Source organism: Idiomarina sp. X4, assembly GCF_002808045.1.
In the GTDB taxonomy this organism is placed as follows: domain Bacteria; phylum Pseudomonadota; class Gammaproteobacteria; order Enterobacterales; family Alteromonadaceae; genus Idiomarina.
In genome coordinates this window covers 994,828-1,010,649 of record NZ_CP025000.1, presented here as the reverse complement: position 1 = coordinate 1,010,649, position 15,822 = coordinate 994,828, and the positions used below count along the sequence as shown (strand labels likewise).

The 15,822-nt window shown below is 49.9% G+C and carries 16 protein-coding genes, 1 pseudogene and 1 riboswitch; of the genes and pseudogenes, 10 read left to right on the top strand and 7 right to left on the bottom strand.

The window, feature by feature from the left end; translation table 11 throughout:
- Positions 1-3: 3 nt before the first annotated feature.
- Together CWC33_RS04855 and CWC33_RS04850 are read right to left on the bottom strand one after the other, a co-directional pair.
- A pseudogene (locus tag CWC33_RS04855) lies at positions 4-180 on the bottom strand (4Fe-4S dicluster domain-containing protein); the annotation flags it as partial.
- Entirely contained in the window at positions 177-1,478 is a 1,302-nt protein-coding gene (locus CWC33_RS04850) for a peptidase U32 family protein (RefSeq protein WP_100691012.1), read from the bottom strand. The gene CWC33_RS04850 and the pseudogene CWC33_RS04855, both read right to left, overlap by 4 nt.
- A 155-nt stretch (positions 1,479-1,633) precedes the next feature.
- A riboswitch (molybdenum cofactor riboswitch) is annotated at positions 1,634-1,787 on the top strand.
- Between CWC33_RS04850 and moaA the strand changes: the two genes are divergently transcribed.
- From moaA to modC, 9 genes are all read left to right on the top strand, one after another.
- Complete coding sequence (moaA, locus tag CWC33_RS04845) at positions 1,777-2,754, top strand: GTP 3',8-cyclase MoaA (protein WP_100691011.1); 978 nt, start codon at positions 1,777-1,779, stop codon at positions 2,752-2,754. Its footprint overlaps the riboswitch before it by 11 nt.
- 1 nt (position 2,755) lies before the next feature.
- Complete coding sequence (gene mobA, locus CWC33_RS04840) at positions 2,756-3,319, top strand: molybdenum cofactor guanylyltransferase (RefSeq protein ID WP_100691010.1); 564 nt, start codon at positions 2,756-2,758, stop codon at positions 3,317-3,319.
- Positions 3,306-3,812 carry a molybdenum cofactor biosynthesis protein B gene (gene moaB, locus CWC33_RS04835; RefSeq protein WP_100691009.1) on the top strand — a complete coding sequence of 169 codons (507 nt, stop codon included), beginning with the start codon at positions 3,306-3,308 and terminating at the stop codon, positions 3,810-3,812. The genes mobA and moaB overlap by 14 nt, the downstream gene beginning before the upstream one ends.
- Positions 3,813-3,819: 7 nt before the next feature.
- Entirely contained in the window at positions 3,820-4,308 is a 489-nt protein-coding gene (moaC, locus tag CWC33_RS04830) for a cyclic pyranopterin monophosphate synthase MoaC (RefSeq protein WP_100691008.1), read from the top strand.
- Complete coding sequence (gene moaD / locus CWC33_RS04825) at positions 4,305-4,553, top strand: molybdopterin converting factor subunit 1 (protein WP_100691007.1); 249 nt, start codon at positions 4,305-4,307, stop codon at positions 4,551-4,553. The genes moaC and moaD overlap by 4 nt, the downstream gene beginning before the upstream one ends.
- Entirely contained in the window at positions 4,553-5,032 is a 480-nt protein-coding gene (moaE, locus tag CWC33_RS04820; protein ID WP_198511830.1) for a molybdopterin synthase catalytic subunit MoaE, read from the top strand. The genes moaD and moaE overlap by 1 nt, the downstream gene beginning before the upstream one ends.
- Positions 5,033-5,038: 6 nt before the next feature.
- Entirely contained in the window at positions 5,039-5,815 is a 777-nt protein-coding gene (gene modA, locus CWC33_RS04815) for a molybdate ABC transporter substrate-binding protein (protein ID WP_100691006.1), read from the top strand.
- On the top strand, positions 5,802-6,488 hold the full coding sequence (modB, locus tag CWC33_RS04810; RefSeq protein ID WP_100691005.1) for a molybdate ABC transporter permease subunit: 687 nt from the start codon (positions 5,802-5,804) through the stop codon (positions 6,486-6,488). The genes modA and modB overlap by 14 nt, the downstream gene beginning before the upstream one ends.
- Positions 6,482-7,537: a molybdenum ABC transporter ATP-binding protein gene (gene modC / locus CWC33_RS04805; RefSeq protein WP_100691004.1), complete on the top strand. Its 1,056-nt coding sequence runs from the start codon at positions 6,482-6,484 to the stop codon at positions 7,535-7,537. Before modB ends, modC begins: the two co-directional genes overlap by 7 nt.
- Here modC and CWC33_RS04800 read toward each other — a convergent pair.
- The 3 genes from CWC33_RS04800 to narL form a co-directional block, all read right to left on the bottom strand.
- Complete coding sequence (locus CWC33_RS04800; protein ID WP_100691003.1) at positions 7,527-9,125, bottom strand: thiamine pyrophosphate-binding protein; 1,599 nt, start codon at positions 9,123-9,125, stop codon at positions 7,527-7,529. The genes modC and CWC33_RS04800 overlap by 11 nt on opposite strands.
- A 65-nt stretch (positions 9,126-9,190) precedes the next feature.
- The gene (gene moeA / locus CWC33_RS04795; RefSeq protein WP_100691002.1) at positions 9,191-10,414 is read right to left on the bottom strand and encodes a molybdopterin molybdotransferase MoeA; all 1,224 of its coding nucleotides are present in this window, start codon (positions 10,412-10,414) and stop codon (positions 9,191-9,193) included.
- Entirely contained in the window at positions 10,411-11,064 is a 654-nt protein-coding gene (gene narL, locus CWC33_RS04790; protein ID WP_100691001.1) for a two-component system response regulator NarL, read from the bottom strand. The genes moeA and narL overlap by 4 nt, the downstream gene beginning before the upstream one ends.
- A gap of 191 nt (positions 11,065-11,255) precedes the next feature.
- On the opposite strand from narL, the gene CWC33_RS04785 reads away from it, so the two are divergent.
- Positions 11,256-12,578, top strand: a complete 1,323-nt coding sequence (locus CWC33_RS04785; protein ID WP_100692274.1) for an MFS transporter — start codon at positions 11,256-11,258, stop codon at positions 12,576-12,578.
- A gap of 109 nt (positions 12,579-12,687) precedes the next feature.
- On the opposite strand, the gene CWC33_RS04780 is transcribed toward CWC33_RS04785, so the two are convergent.
- Together CWC33_RS04780 and CWC33_RS04775 are read right to left on the bottom strand one after the other, a co-directional pair.
- Positions 12,688-14,244: a Fic family protein gene (locus CWC33_RS04780; protein ID WP_100691000.1), complete on the bottom strand. Its 1,557-nt coding sequence runs from the start codon at positions 14,242-14,244 to the stop codon at positions 12,688-12,690.
- 259 nt (positions 14,245-14,503) lie between these two features.
- Positions 14,504-15,763, bottom strand: coding sequence for an MFS transporter (locus CWC33_RS04775; RefSeq protein ID WP_100690999.1), 1,260 nt, complete (start codon positions 15,761-15,763; stop codon positions 14,504-14,506).
- Positions 15,764-15,822 lie beyond the last annotated feature (59 nt).

Below are 15,822 nucleotides of genomic sequence, written 5' to 3'. Positions count from 1 at the left end.
AATATCGACTGCCTCTACCGGGCAAACCGCATAACAGTTAGGCGTGTCGTAATACCCCTCGCATTCAACACACTTGTCCTGATTTATTTCGTAAATGTCGTCGCCCATCGCAATGGCTTCTGTAGGGCATTCGGGCTCACACATATCGCAGTTAATGCAACCGTCGTTTATTTTAATCATGCCGCCTTCCTCGCAATGTTTTCTTTGACCAGGAAACAGTAGGGGATGTCTTTTTCATCAATGGTGACCGGTGTGTTTAGCACCACTGTGTAGCCAGAGCCAGGCGCGCGAATCATGGCTTCGTCTCGTGTTGAAGTCATATCCGCCAGCTGAAAGCGATGATTACCGTTCGGTGTCATTAGCAGAAGCTCATCGCCAATGGCAAAACCATTTTTTACGGACACTTGGTAACGACCGTCGCCATGCGCATCACAAAGCTGGCCAACTAATAAGTGTTGCCCTTCGCTATGTGAGCGTTCGTAGTTTTGTAAGTCTTGCGGTGTGTGGCGTTGCAAAAATCCCGCCGTGAACCCGCGGTTTGCCATACCATCTAAGTCATTTAACAATGCTGAGTTAAAGGGCTTACCGGCAGCCGCATCATCAATGGCCTGACGGTATACCTGGGCGGTACGCGCAATGTAATAGTCGGATTTGGTACGACCTTCGATTTTCAGCGAATGAACGCCCATTTCCACCAAATCATTAACGTATTCAACGGCGCGCAAGTCCTTTGAGTTCATGATGTAAGAGCCGTGCTGGTCTTCGTCCAGCAACATTAAGTCTTGCGGACGCTTCGGGTCACCAAGTAGCACCGGATCGTACTGACCAACGGCATTTTCTTTGGCTTCATGCACTTCATAGCCCCAGCGGCAGGCATTGGTACAGGCGCCTTGATTCGGATCGCGCTTATTCATGTAACCCGACAGCAGACAGCGCCCGGAATACGCCATACAAAGAGCGCCATGTACGAACACTTCGACTTCAATGTCCGGCACCTGCTGGCGCATTTCGGCAATTTCTTTTAAACCCAGTTCGCGCGATAGAATGACCCGTTCAATGCCTTGTTTCTGCCAGAACTTCAGCGCCGCCCAGTTAATGGTATTGGCCTGAACCGACAAGTGCAGAGGCTGACTTGGAAAATGCTCCTGCAACAACATCACTACGCCGGGGTCAGAGACAATTAACGCATCGGGCTGCATGTCCACAATAGTACGCATGTGCTCGACAAAGCGCGTTAATTTCGTATTGTGCGGTGCGATGTTGACGACCACGTAGAAACGCTTACCGCGTTCGTGGGCTTCTTCAATGCAATCACCTAAGTTGTCCAGCGTGAAAGAGTTATTTCGTACACGTAGACTGTAACGTGGTTCGCCGGCATAAACGGCATCCGCACCATAAGCAAAAGCCATGCGCATCGCTTCCGGGCTACCGGCGGGGCAAAGCAGTTCAGGGCGGAAATTAGCGGCTGATGCAGACATAAAACACCTGTATGACCAAAGTGGCGGCAAAGATTAGCAAATTTCACGGGCGCTCAATTTGATGTAAATCAAGCTCCATGACCAAGGTCTACCCCTTAGGTGGTATTCTGCCCCTCTCTTCCTGGGAATTTCGGTGGCAACACCTTTCTACTAAGCTTTCCTCACTACGCCGAGCTGCTGGCTCTAACCCCTTTTTCGCAAGACAAGCGCAAGGGTACGAACAGTATGCCGTGGTAATTCTGCCACCAGGGTGCATTTGGAAACGAAGGTACCTCCCGACATTTGGAAAGGTGTGAATATGCAACCATTACAAGATCGCTTCTCGCGTCGCTTCACCTATTTGCGGCTGTCGCTGACTGAAAGCTGTAACTTTCGCTGCGATTACTGCCTTCCTGACGGTCCTGACTGTAGCTCTCGTAAATACGAAATTACCCTGCCGGAAGTTCGCCGGTTGGTGACCGCATTTGCCAAGCTGGGCACCACCAAAATTCGTTTAACCGGCGGTGAACCTTGCCTGCGTAAAGACTTAAGCGAAATTATCGCGACCTGTAAGTCGGTGCCGGGTATTGAGAAAGTGGCCATTACGACGAATGGTTACCGCATGAAGCGCGACTTACAGGACTGGAAAGAAGCCGGTCTCGACGCCATTAATGTCAGTGTCGATAGCCTGGATCCGGGTACGTTCCACTTGGTCACCGGTCAGAATAAGCTGCCGGAGATTATTGAAGGTATTGATCAGGCGGTGGATATGGATTTTGCAACCGTTAAAGTCAACACTGTGTTGTTGAAACAGTACAATGGTGGCGAGCTGCCTGAGTTTCTCAAATTTATCAAAGACCGTAATGTGGCACTACGCTTTATCGAGCTTATGCGCACCACCGATAACGCCGACTACTATCAGCGCCAGCACGTAAGCGGTCAGGATATTAAGGAACGCTTGCTGAACGAAGGTTGGTCGCTGACGTCAAGAGCAGACAACGCGGGGCCGGCACAAGAGTTCGCACATCCGGACTACGAGGGCAAAATGGGTTTGATAATGCCCTACAGCAAAGACTTCTGTGACGACTGCAACCGCTTACGCGTCTCCAGTTTAGGGCAGTTGTTCTTGTGTTTGTTTACCGAGCAGCATCAGGACATTCGCCAGTATTTGCAGGACGATGATCCGCAACCGTTAATTAATGCCCTTCGCAATAACGTCATGCTGAAAAAAGCCACGCACGGTTTGCATGAAGGCAACAGTGGAGCAACTCGCCATTTAGCGATGATAGGCGGTTAACATGTCGGGGGAAATTCCGTTTAGCGGACTGCTTTTGGCTGGTGGACGTTCTCGTCGCATGGGCACCGATAAAGCCCTACTGCCGGTGGGCGAAACGCCACTGCTCGATATTATGGTCGATAAAATGTACCGAGCCGGTTGTGACGATGTCGTTGTTAGCCGCAATGAAAGTGGCTACACGCAAGACATAGTTACTGACAAAGGACCGTTGTCAGGTCTGCACGCCGGCTTACCAGAATGTCAGCATTCCCGGGTTTTAGTGGTTCCTGTCGATATGCCTGGCTTAACCGTCGAGGCCATGCGCATGCTAGCCAGTGCATCGGGATCAGCGTATTTCGAAGACTGTGCCTTGCCCTGTGCTCTGAAACGAACGACCGATCTGAAAGACTACATTGAGCACCAACTTCGTTCTGACAATGGCCGGCTGTCAGTCTACGCTTTACTTAAATACACTCGCGCCACAGCATTGCCGCGCGTAGACGAGAGAACCCTGTATAACACCAACACGCCAGAGCAATGGTCGACGTTCTGGCGCAGTGAGGAGACTTACCATGAAGGCAAATAAGTCGTTTAAGCCTTTAAATATCGCTGTTTTAACATTGTCCGATAAACGTACTGTCAGTGATGACACCACCGGCGACTTGCTGGATGAGCTGGCGACAGAAGCTGGGCATTCGGTGGTTGAGCGCCGCATTTCATCGCATGACTTTTACCAGATAAGAGCGGTTATTAGTCAGTGGATTGCCGATGACAATATTCATGTCATTATCACAAATGGCGGAACGGGATTTGCTGCGGATAATGTGACTCAGGACGCGATTGAACCTTTGTTAGCCAACCATATTGATGGTTTTGGTGAGCTGTTTCGACAGCTGTCTTTTGAGGATATTGGTACGTCGAGCATGCAGTCGCGCGCGTTTGCCGGCCTGGCGAATAAAACGCTGGTAGCTGCGGTTCCTGGCTCAGGCGGTGCGGCACGACTGGCTTGGGAAAAATTGCTGGCTCCGCAAATTGATGCGCGCCAGGGCCCCTGTAATTTTGTCGGACATTTAGTGTGAGGTTGCAATGAGTGAATTAACCCATGTGAACGAACAGGGCGCAGCCCACATGGTGGATGTTGCCGATAAGGCCACCACAACGCGTATCGCCATTGCGCAAAGTAAGGTAAAAACCCGCAGCGATGTCGTTGAATTGTTAGAGGCCGCGGCAGCGAAAAAGGGCGATGTCATAGCCACTGCGCGCATTGCCGGCATTATGGCGGCGAAAAAATGCAGCGATTTAATACCCTTGTGTCATCCGCTGGCGCTGACCAAAGTGAGCATTGAGTTCGAACTCGATCGCGACAAAGGCGAAGTACGCATCCAAAGTTTATGCAAAGTCACCGGTACAACCGGTGTAGAAATGGAAGCGTTAACGGCAGCATCTGTAGCTGCCCTGACGGTATATGACATGTGTAAAGCCGTCGATCCGGCCATGGTCATCACCGACACTTGCTTACTGGAAAAAGAGGGCGGTAAACGCGGGCACTGGCAACGGGGAGGTAAGCCATTATGATTAAAGTGAAGTTTTTTGCGGTGTTACGCGAGCGCTTAGGCACCTCTGAAATGGCGTTGGAGCCAACCGGTATCAATACCGTAGAAGATATTATTGCGGCGTTAAAAAAGCAGTCTGACAAGCATCAAAAGGAGCTGGAACGGTATCAACTGCTGTGTGCGGTGAATCAGGATATGTTGCCATTGTCGACCAGTGTCAAAGCGGGTGACGAAGTGGCGCTGTTTCCGCCGGTAACCGGGGGATAATGACTATGCTCACCCGTATTGAGGTGCAGGAAGATGATTTCTCTGTCGCTAAAGAATATGAACGGCTGTCAGCAAATAGCGCCAGCGGTGCGGTAGTGACTTTTTCCGGCTTGGTACGCAACACGCCAGACGGCCAGTTAAAAGGCCTTGAGCTTGAGCACTATCCAGGCATGACCGAAAAGGCGCTGGGCGCGATTGTGAAAGAGGCAAGTCAGCGTTGGCCGCTGCACGGTGTGACGGTGATTCACCGGGTCGGTTACTTGCCGCTGAACGAGCAAATTGTGTTTGTTGGCGTTGCCAGTGGACACCGTCAGCAAGCCTTTGATGCCGCCAGCTTTGTTATGGATTATCTGAAAACTCAGGCGCCGTTCTGGAAAAAAGAATACACGCAGGCGGGCGAGCAATGGGTTGAGGCAAAGAGCTCAGACCAACAAGCAGCTGATCATTGGCGTAACAGTGACACGAGTTCACAGGAGTAGGGTTGAATGCGCGGGTTGCTTTGTCTTTTAATGTCATTCCCTTTGCTTGCGAGCGCTACGGATTTAACCATCGCGGCGGCGTCTAATTATCGTTTGTTACTCGACGATATCGTGCAGCGATTTGAGCAAGCCGAGCAAGTTGATGTGAGCGTTATTTATGGTTCGTCTGGCAAGTTGGCCACGCAAATTCAGCACGGTGCGCCTTATGATCTGTATTTCTCGGCGAACTCAGCTTATATGGCTCGACTAGAGCAGGCGGGCGAGCTTACCGGTAGGGTGATTACTGACGGTTATGGGCAACTGGTGCTGCTGGCGTCTGCTAATTCGCAAGAGCCTTTTGTTAGGCCGTTAGAGACTCTGATGAAGGGCAAAGTGGTGGCTATTGCTCAGCCTAAACACGCGCCTTTCGGACAGGCCGCTGTCAGCTACTTAAAATCAGCGGGACTCTACGAGCAGGTCAGCCCGTCGTTGGTGTATGCGGAAAATGTTGCGCAGGTTATGCACATGGTTCGATCAGGTGCCGCCGACTATGGATTTGTGGCGTTGTCGCTCATTGAGCAAGGCACCGATGCAGCGCAGCGGATGAAGATTCTGCCTTTAAAAGACAAGCACCTCCTTAAGCAGCAGCATGCGGTCATTGATGGCACTAAAAATACAAAGCTAGCTGCTCGTTTCAGCCACTTTACACAGCAACCGGAAATAACTCAGTTAAAACGTCGTTACGGCATAGAGCCCGAAAACGCTGAAGTTAAAAATGGAGCGCGCGGCAATGGCAGAGGCTGACTGGCAAGCCGTTTGGCTCACCTTAAAATTGGGAGTTGCCAGCACCGCCATTTTGTTGCTCGTCGCGACGCCTTTGGCCTGGTGGTTAGTGCGGCGCAGTGGCTGGTTGGCTGCTTCCGTGCAAGCTGCAGTTGCTTTGCCATTAGTCCTGCCGCCAACGGTGTTGGGTTTTTATTTACTCATTTGGCTTGGTCCCACCGGCTTTATTGGTGAAACGCTGGAATCTCTCGGGCTGAATCATTTAGCCTTCAGTTTCGAGGGTATTTTGGTTGGATCTATCATCTACTCATTGCCCTTTGCGGTACAGCCATTAGTTGAGTCGTTTCGTCGCATCGACGACGAGCAGTTACAGGTCGCGGCGACTCTGGGGGCGGGCGCTTGGCGACGCTTTTGGACCATTGTGGTGCCATATTGTCGAGGAGGATTTTTAGTCTCGGCAACGCTCAGTTTTGCACATACGTTGGGTGAATTCGGCGTCATTTTAATGCTGGGCGGTAGCATACCCGGCGAAACGCAAGTGCTGTCAGTGCTGATATACGACCATGCAGAAGCCATGAATTATGACGCTGCGCACCAGCTGTCTTTAGGGTTGTTGGTATTTTCCTTTGCGGTTCTGGTGTTGGTTTACGGTTGGCAAAAGCGTTCAACTAAAAGCGAGACGCGACTATGCTAGACGTTTCTGTGAAGGTGTCTTTGGGGAATTTCCAGCTTACGGTTGAGCAGCAATTTTCCGGTGCCGGTGTGACCGCCATTTTTGGACCGTCGGGCTGCGGTAAAAGCACTCTGCTGAAAACCATAGCGGGCGTCATCAGCAAGGCAGAAGGGCACATCACCTGGCGCGAGCAGCCTTGGCTGAATGATTCAAAAATGCGAAAGCCGGAGTATCGGCGGTTGGCTTTGGTGTTTCAAAAGGCACACTTATTCGAGACACAAACCGTGCAGCAGAACTTGCTGTATGGCCTTCCCAAAAACCGGGCAGCGGCTATTTCAGAGCAGGACGTTGTTGCCATATTGTCGCTGCAGGACTTGTTAAATCGCATGCCGAGTCAGTTGTCGGGTGGTCAGCAACAGCGTGTCGCCTTAGGCCGAGCGCTGTTGTCACAGCCTGAGTTATTATTACTCGACGAACCCATGAATGGGCTGGATAACAAAGCCAAACGCAACATTATGCGCTACTTAAAGCAAATTCAGCAGCGCTTTAATTTACCGATTATTGTGGTGACACATCATGTTGATGAGGTGGTTCACCTGGCTGACAACCTCGTGCTGATGGAGCAGGGGAGAATCGTCTCCAGCGGTACTTTACAGGAACAAATTGCTGAACTGTCCGGTCACTCTGCAGGCCCGTTGTCGGTATTGAATGTCTCAGAGTCTTTAGTTAACAATAACCGAACTGAGGGAATGTCGACCTGGATGCTGGGCGATCAAACCCTCACGCTACCTCAAGTTGGCGAAACGATAGAGAGTACCCGTCGTTTGCTGGTGTGGGCGCGGGACGTCAGCATTGCTACTCATTTTATTGAGTCGACCTCATTGACGAATCAGGTTAAGGCTCAAGTTCAGGGGTTTGAAAGCGCTGAGCACAGCGCCGAGGTTATTGTGCTGCTTGAAGTCGCCGGGCAGAAGCTTCGGGCGCTAATAACCAAAGCCTCTGCCGAGCGGTTAGATTTGCAGCCCGAGCAGTGGGTTTATGCGTCGTTCAAAGCCGCCGCTATGCATTAAGAAAACGGTACGCAAATCGATCTAAACGCTCAGTGCGCGCGTCAGCAGCAAGTGCTACCTCAATAAACGAGACTTTTTGCGTTTGTTTGAGTGCATTTTCCACCGCTGTTTCTAATTGTTCTTCGTTGTTTGCTGAATGATACTCACAGCCCATACTTTCGCTGAGCTTTTGATAATCCCAACCGGTTAAGTCAGTACAACCTAAGTCTGGTGCGAACGCCTGAATCATGTCCCAACGTTTGTTGTTAAACAGCACTACAATGGGTGCGTAGTTGTGCCGCTGAAAGTGCCCAAGTTCTAACCCACTCATTAAAAACGCGCCGTCGCCCACCAAGACCATCGGTCGCATACCGGTGGCAGCTTGAATGCCATAGGCCGCCGGAACGGCGTAGCCCATTGACGCATAATACGCTGGCGCCAGGCATAGGCTTGGCTGTGCCAATAACGAGGCAAACAAACAATCGCCAACGTCGGTCACAAAGGGCACGGTGTCTTCTGAGGACTCGAGTGTTTTGTGAATGACTCGAATAGCATGATCGGCTGTGAACTTCCCTTCGGCTACTGTTGGCTCGCTCACTTTAGATACAGAACGACCGAACCACGGCAACGAGGCTTGACTGAGGCTTTCCAGTACGGTTTTTAAATTCACCTGATGATACTGACTTTTACCAACTCGGCAGCGGTTTTGCTGTAAGTCGAGCAGCTTCTCTTCGTGGAGTAAATGGTTGTGTGCCGCAAAGTTACTGTCGGTGCGAATAATGCCAACCGACAGTATCAAGTCTGCTTCTGTCAGCAGCTGGTAAGCGGTTGAGTCGCTGTCGTCTAAAAACACGCCGGCGTAGTTGGAGTGTTTCACGTTAATGACCGAACGTCCTAAAAACGTGGTGAGAATAGGTATGCCGGTTTTTTCGCTAAAACTTTCTAAAGCCGCTGATGCATAAAAACGACGCACATCAACACCCGCAAGAATTACTGGATTTTTGGCCTTTTGCAGGCGCTCCTTAATTTGCGCGTTCAGACTGGTCAGTTCAAGTGAAGGCATTTCAGGCTTTGGCCAGTCTTCTGGAGCCGGAACCTCATAGGAAAAGGCATCGCGCGCCACTTCGATGAGAATAGGGCGTGACTGTCGCTGGCATTCCGACAAGGCATTTTGCAAACGAGCGGTCGCGGTTTCTGGCGAATCAATGCGCGTTTGGTAGCAGGTGACTTGCTCGAATACCCGCGACTGTGAGTCGGTATGTTTCGCCTGATGGTGTATATGCAACCCGCGATCAATTTCTTTCTGTGCCGGGAAACCGGCGATCACAATAAGAGGAACATGCTCTTCATAAGCTTGAGCTACCGCATTAACGGCATTTAAAGCACCGGCACCATAGGTTAAAAACACAGCCGCGGGGCGGTTGGTAATACGCGCTGCAGCGTCTGCACAAAAGGTAATGGCGGGCTCGTGGCTCAAATAATGAAAGGGTATGTCACTGCGCTTTTGAATATCGCTTAACAGCGGCAGAATGAAGTCGCCGGGAATACCAAAAAGCTCTTTAATGCCTAGCTTATTGAGTTGATTGAGTAATACATCGGTAAATTGCATGGACACCTCCTTGAGCAGGACAGTGTCCATTTTTTTCAGCCGGCTGAATTGATACTGATCAAACTTTAATCAAACAGGCGTGAAAAAGGCAGAACCTTAACCGTATCACCTGGTTCCACCGCACCTTGCTCCTGCTCTAACAATATTAAGCAGTTGGCTTTTTTCACCGTACTTAATACCGCTGAACTTTGTGAGCCGGCACTGCTGACGGTCAATTCGCCTTGTGCATTCTGCTTATAAAAGCCGCGCTGGTAGTCGGCGCGCCCCGGGCGTTTTTTCAGTGCCGCTGACGCAACTGCGTTAAGTTCCAGTGGCTTAAAGTGCTTTTCACCACTTAGGTGTCTAAGCACCGGCTGTGCGAGCTGATCCATGGTCACCGTTGCGGCAACTGGATTTCCCGGCAGCCCAAAGAACCAGGCGTTACCGAGTTTCCCGAAAGCGAATGGCTTGCCGGGCTTCATGGCCACTTTCCAGAAGTTAACCTCGCCGAGTTGCTCTAACGCATCTTTGGTAAAGTCAGCATCGCCAACAGATACGCCACCACTGGTAATAATAGCGTCGCAATTCTTCGCCGCCTCGGAAAGTGCTTTTTGCAGGGCGTCCAAGTCGTCTTTCAAACACCCGAGATCGACAATATCAACCGGCAAGTTGCTGAGCATGGCTTTCAACAAATAGCGATTACTGTCGTAAATTTGTCCTTCGGCCAGCTTGCCCCCGGGAGCGACCAGTTCATCTCCGGTAGAGAATACGGCAACTTTGGGCTTTTTAAAGACCGAGACTTCCGCCACACCTAATGACGCCAATAAACCAATATCAATAGAACTGAGTTTTGTACCCTCGGCAATGACTTCCTCACCCACGGACATGTCACTGCCGCGCAAGCGAATGTTTTCGCCTTCCGAGGGGGCTTTACTAATGACAACGCTGCTGTTGTCTGCTGCCTCAGTGTTTTCCTGAATAACCACCGCGTCAAAGCCTTCTGGCACCGGTGCGCCAGTCATAATGCGCACACACTGCCCAGCTTCCACTTTGTCATTAAACGGATGACCAGCCGATGCAACACCAGCTATGGTTAAACGCGTGCCGCTCTGAGCTTCCTTGCAGCGAACGGCATAACCGTCCATGGCAGAATTGTCATAACCGGGCACGTCCAGCGTTGAATTTACAGGTCGGCTAAGAATGCGACCATGCGCATCATTAAGCTCTATTACTTCTTTTTCTTTGGTTATTTCAACTGCAGCCAGCATCTCTGCCAGCGCTTCTGTAACGGGTTTGAGTGGTTGACTCATTCCTGCTCACCTTGTTGGTTAACCATCCAGACTGCCGCTTCAACACGCGAGCGCAGTCCCAGTTTCTTCAATAAGTGTTTAACGTGTACTTTTACCGTACCGTCAGAAATGTCCAGTTCGCGCGCAATCACCTTATTGCTCATGCCTTTCGCAATCAGGCTTAGAATTTCATACTCGCGATTGGTCAATGAGCTCAACTGCGAGCTTGGCGATTTGGTCGGTTGGCGCAGTGCCGTCGCCAGAATTTCAGTAATGGCTTCGCTTAGCACCATTTTCCCAGTGACTGCGCGATGAATTTGCTCCAACAGCAGCTCTGGCTCCATGTCTTTTAACAGGTAACCGTCGGCGCCATTCGTTATCGCTGCAACCACGTCGTCATCTGCGTCGCTGACCGTCAGCATAATGATACGAGAGGTAACGCCGTTGTCGCGCAGTTTTTTTAGCGTTTCGATACCGTCCATACCCTGCATGTTCAAGTCCAGAACAATTAAGTCAGGGTCGTGCTCTTCCGCGAGTTTTAAAGCGTCAGCGCCACTACTAGCTTCGGCAACAACTTGCATGTCGTCTTCCATGGCAATCAGTTGTTTAAGCCCCTTTCGTAACAATGGGTGGTCGTCCACCAACATGATACTCGCTGCTTCGGTTGTCATGACTTTCTCCCTAAATAACAAACTGTTGATAGTTTGACATAGGTCGTGTGTAAATTCATTGCTAACACTCCGACTTGCCCATTTTGAACCAAAAACTACCTAAAAAAGGGTAGTTGCCTACCTCACAATAACCCGCCAACTAACTAATGATGCAAGTTGCGCATTTGTCGGGCACAGGTCAAAGTTTCACTATGATTCAAAACCCTACATTAGCCAATAGCGACCTGTATATGCAAAGTACATCGGCTACTCGCTGGACCACATTAACAACGCTTTTGCTCGGTGTGACACACTGGGCTAGTTGGAGCGTTATCGTGGTGCTATTGGCAAAGTCTAATTTGTCACTGGATCCGTCACAGCTCATGTTGCTGGTAGGTTTGGCAGGTGTTAGCGGCGCCGCGTTTCGGTTTGTCGGGATATTTCTTGGACGGTTACTCGGCTCATGGAAACCAGCGGCTACTAATGTATTGTTATTGGGGTTGTCACTGCTCAGTTGGCAGGCTTTTTCTTTATTTGACGTGAGTTACGTCAACTTAATGGGGCTAGCGGCTTTGTCGGGCGTTGGCTGCATGATGTTTGCTCCGGCGTTCGACTTAACCCGGCGGGACAAAGAAACTGAACGCCTGCCCATGTCTATGAGTTTGGTTATTGGCATGATGATATTTGCCATGTTTACCGCTCAGTTAATTATTCCTTTCTTATCGACCTGGCAGGCCGAGTTTATGCAATCCGGGCTGATTTTAGAGCGCAGCAGTGGGCACTTTTTCTCGCGGGTCGATGCCGGTCAACCCATTATGTTGAGTACTGTCAGTGCGGTATGGATGTTTGTGTTTGCAACTATGGCGTTGCTAAGCATTGGTGTTGCCTGGCTTTCACCCAAAAGTGCTCCATCTGAGAAAACCCAGTCGGACAGTCAATTATTGCGTAATGCCCATGTGTGGTATTGCAGTATTTTGTACAACATGACCTTTGGCAGTTTCATCGGTTTTGCCATGGTGTTGCCTCTCGTGTTGGAGCTAGTTTTTGGTTATAGCACACTTATTTTGGTTTGGATGGCACCGTTTATTGCTTTGTTAGCAAGGCCTTTTGGCCGTTGGTTGGCCGGTATATTCGGTGGTGCGGTAGTGACACAAATTAGCTTGTTGCTCATGATAGTCTTCGGAGCTGTGGCCGGGTGGTATCTTTACTTAGCGCAAAACGACACCGCCGAACTCTATTTCGAACCCTTTTTTATTAGCATGATGGGCTTGGTATTCACCAGCGCATTAGGCAATGGCTCGGTGGTTGTGACTATGACCAAAGTCTTCCCCAGAGCCTACACCCATAAAGTACTCACCTGGGCCGGAACCGTTGCCATGCTCGGTGCCGTTTACCTGCCGTTTCGCTTCACCATAGCGCTAGAGTCGCAGTCACTCGACATGGTGTTTGTCGACTTTGTTGTCTTCTACTTAGCAGGCGTCATACTCAATGGCTGGATGTACCTGCGTAAACATGCGCAGTTTTATAATCCGTAGGGGAGCTTGATTATGTCGGCTTAGTGCCAATAGCTGCCATCGGAACGTCAACTCGCGTGCGGCAGCTACGTATCTACTAATATCAGACGCGGTATATCTTGATTATTCGTTAATCATTCGGAATTGAAGGCTCTGCTTTACCATCCAGTGAGGCTTGAACAAGTGCCCCCAAGAATTTCGTGAAAGGCTCTATGTTTTGGTTTGTGCTCGCCTCTTCAAGTGCAAACATATAATCATTGCGTTGTTTCAGTGGCACAATCGTCCAAGGGTAGCCGCCACTGGCAAGCATGGCATTCATCAAAAAACGACCTGTGCGGCCGTTACCATCCATATAAGGATGAATATAGACAAATATAAAATGCCCTAGCACAACACGCACAGCGGCATTTTCCTCGGCTTTCAGCAACTCAAAAAACGCTGGCATAGCATCACGCACAGCCTCTCGGCTTGGCGGCGTGTGCATTGAACGACGGATAAAAACGGGCGCATTCCGATAACCAGCAAGATCGGCAGGTTTATGAAGACCAGCCGTCACTCCCGGCGCAAACATTTCGCGATACCATATGCGATGATCGTTATCGACGACTTCTCCTGCATTATGCCCATCGAGTATTCGAGCTATACTATTGCGCACGGCTTGGTATGCCTGCCAATAACCTCTGGCGGCCAAAGTATTTAGCCGCTCTTTATCATCGGCGTTTTGTTCTGGATTCCAATCTCCCGTACGAACGCGGGTGATCAACTCAGGCGTGACGCGATAGCCCTCAATAGAAAGCGAATGATAGGCGTCCGTTACATACACATCTTCAACATGCTGCATGTAGGCGTTTTTATCGACTGTTTGCGTCGGGGAAGCGGGAAAGTGCGCTATCACAGTTTCCCGCATATGCTGCCACATAAGCCGTATACGATTTACGTATGGAGATTGCTCACGCTGTGAGAAGCTTAGGCTGGATTGTTGTTCAAACGGGTCTGTTTCGCGCAAATTATACCCAGCCGCGCGCATTGTGCCCATAATATCGTCAGCAATTTGGGTGCGGCCAATATTTCTGAATGCACCTGCTAAACGGCCAGCAATAGAGCTATGGCCACCTTCTAGCAATTGCTCCAAAACTTCAGATGCATCACTAATCATAGATAGTCCCGCGCGCATATCTGTTGGGTTTTGAGTAAAGCTCTGTCTGCTACAGGCAATCAAAGCAGCCGGAAGGCTATATATGCGCAGACCGTTTTTGCTCGTCACCTGAGTGGGTTCGGGAAGCGCAGCGCGAATATCTAATAGTGATGTGCCGTGAGGCAATTCTGTTACATTGTTCCGTGCTTTGGTCGCTCGAACCAGTAACTGTTTGGGCACAGTCATATTTTCAGTATGAAGCGCGATAGATTGCTCAGGTGATAAGCACCATTCGTCGCCCTTTAAGTGGTTAAGGTAGGCTGCACAAAATTGCCAAAAGGAGGCATACCACGCCGTACTCTCCCCGCGTGTTTCATCTGGGCGTGCTGGCACATACCAGCCCTTGATGACTTCTTCAAGGAAGCCATTTTGAACGAGACGTTCTCGGTGAGTGCGCGAGAGATCAGCAGAGCGTATGGCAACTGAGCCATTCATCTGAAGATCATGAAGTGCTTCTAAGGCATCAGCCAGTTTATCAGAAGGTGTTGCCATGGTGTTCTACTCGCTTATCGTGCGTGTCTTTTATTCGCTTATTGTGTTGTACCATTATTCGCTTATTGTGTCGAGCGATAATTCGCTTATTGTGCATAAATACTGCGAGAAATTTAGTTTATAGGAGCTTACTCCAATGGTAATTCTCTCATTTTCAGAACGTAAGCTAGAGGTCACGTAAATATGAGCAGCAACTCTTACAGGTACACAAAACATTACTTAATAAGTGATGTTTTGTGTGTACTAGCGTATTTATTCTTCAATGTTCGATACTCGAACTTTCTAAAGGCTCGCCTTCTTCATCCTGCAGCTGATTATCATACGCTGCCTGGAGACCAGTTTCTTCTTCAGGCACTTCACCCTCATGTTCAGTATGGCCGGGATAGAATGGCGATATGAGTGCAATAAAAACGCCCACTGCGGCAAAAATAGAAAAGCTTTCGGCATAGCCAAATTCACCAACGAGTAAACCAATAATAGGCGATCCTGCAGCCTGGCCTAGGGCGCAAGCTACAAAGGGTAAAACGGGCCCCATTGAAAGGCGGCCTGGCAATAAACGAATGCCTGTCATCAGATACAACCCGGTTAGGCTCATGTAGGCCAAACCGAAAATCAATGCTGAAAACACGGCAAGATAGATCTGGCTTGGGCTGGCGGCCAGCAGGGTTAAGCTGGTTGTGAGCATCATCAGCATGAGCGCGTGGGTTATCGGTGGGTTATTTCTGTCTGCCAGGTCACTGATAACAGCGCCGCCTAAGCCCGCAATACCTAAGGCTAACCATAACCAACCGCTTTGTTGGGACGACAGTGAGCCCAAATTGGTGACTAAATCCGGCCCAAACGTCCAATAAGCAGATGCAATAAAACCCATGGCGAAGGCAAATAGGGACAACTTTAATAAGCGCCACCATTGTCGAGCTTTAATCTTAGGTGGTGGTGCGGCATTAGAGGGAGTAAGTCTGGAAACCGACGGAATTAAAAACCAAGCAAGCAGAACACCAATAATTGCGACTACCGTGAAGGACAAATAGGCGTAGCGCCATGCCCCCACTAAAAACAAGACAGCCGGAACAGAGAGCGCGACACCAACGCTTGTACCCGCATTCATTACGGAGCTGACACGGCCATGAATAGAGCGGTCGACCAATGCCTGCATAGCGGAAGTTAACGCCGGCATCATTAAGCCCGTGCATATACCACAAGCGAATACGCCTAAACCGAGACTTATGGAACCGGTTGCCTGACTCACTAACGCCAGACCAAAAACACCGCATAAAGCAGATAACACGGTCGTATTACGTGCACCAAAATACTTGGTGACTAACGGAGCCACTAAACTGATAACAACAAAACTGATAAGGGGGAGTGCGGCGATAACACCAATTGTGTTAGCGCTAATTTCTAGGTCAGCACGTATTTGCGGGACAAACAAACCAAAGGCGAAACGCGCCAGCCCAAAGCTTATGGCAATAAGAGTGGCGCCTGTCAGCGCAAAACGGATGCCTGAAACTTGTCCCATAAATGCGTCTTAAACTAATGACTTGTACCATCAGTCTAGGACGCATTCTTGGGTTACGA

Excerpts from the sequence above, each read along its gene's own strand:
- moaD (WP_100691007.1), top strand. The coding sequence starts at position 4,305 with ATGATTAAAGTGAAGTTTTTTGCGGTGTTACGCGAGCGCTTAGGCACC.
- mobA (WP_100691010.1), top strand. The coding sequence starts at position 2,756 with ATGTCGGGGGAAATTCCGTTTAGCGGACTGCTTTTGGCTGGTGGACGT.
- moaA (WP_100691011.1), top strand. The coding sequence starts at position 1,777 with ATGCAACCATTACAAGATCGCTTCTCGCGTCGCTTCACCTATTTGCGG.
- CWC33_RS04785 (WP_100692274.1), top strand. The coding sequence starts at position 11,256 with ATGATTCAAAACCCTACATTAGCCAATAGCGACCTGTATATGCAAAGT.
- moaE (WP_198511830.1), top strand. The coding sequence starts at position 4,553 with ATGACTATGCTCACCCGTATTGAGGTGCAGGAAGATGATTTCTCTGTC.
- moaC (WP_100691008.1), top strand. The coding sequence starts at position 3,820 with ATGAGTGAATTAACCCATGTGAACGAACAGGGCGCAGCCCACATGGTG.
- moaB (WP_100691009.1), top strand. The coding sequence starts at position 3,306 with ATGAAGGCAAATAAGTCGTTTAAGCCTTTAAATATCGCTGTTTTAACA.
- moeA (WP_100691002.1), bottom strand. The coding sequence starts at position 10,414 with ATGAGTCAACCACTCAAACCCGTTACAGAAGCGCTGGCAGAGATGCTG.
- narL (WP_100691001.1), bottom strand. The coding sequence starts at position 11,064 with ATGACAACCGAAGCAGCGAGTATCATGTTGGTGGACGACCACCCATTG.
- modB (WP_100691005.1), top strand. The coding sequence starts at position 5,802 with ATGGCAGAGGCTGACTGGCAAGCCGTTTGGCTCACCTTAAAATTGGGA.
- modA (WP_100691006.1), top strand. The coding sequence starts at position 5,039 with ATGCGCGGGTTGCTTTGTCTTTTAATGTCATTCCCTTTGCTTGCGAGC.
- modC (WP_100691004.1), top strand. The coding sequence starts at position 6,482 with ATGCTAGACGTTTCTGTGAAGGTGTCTTTGGGGAATTTCCAGCTTACG.
- CWC33_RS04800 (WP_100691003.1), bottom strand. The coding sequence starts at position 9,125 with ATGCAATTTACCGATGTATTACTCAATCAACTCAATAAGCTAGGCATT.
- CWC33_RS04775 (WP_100690999.1), bottom strand. The coding sequence starts at position 15,763 with ATGGGACAAGTTTCAGGCATCCGTTTTGCGCTGACAGGCGCCACTCTT.
- CWC33_RS04850 (WP_100691012.1), bottom strand. The coding sequence starts at position 1,478 with ATGTCTGCATCAGCCGCTAATTTCCGCCCTGAACTGCTTTGCCCCGCC.
- CWC33_RS04780 (WP_100691000.1), bottom strand. The coding sequence starts at position 14,244 with ATGGCAACACCTTCTGATAAACTGGCTGATGCCTTAGAAGCACTTCAT.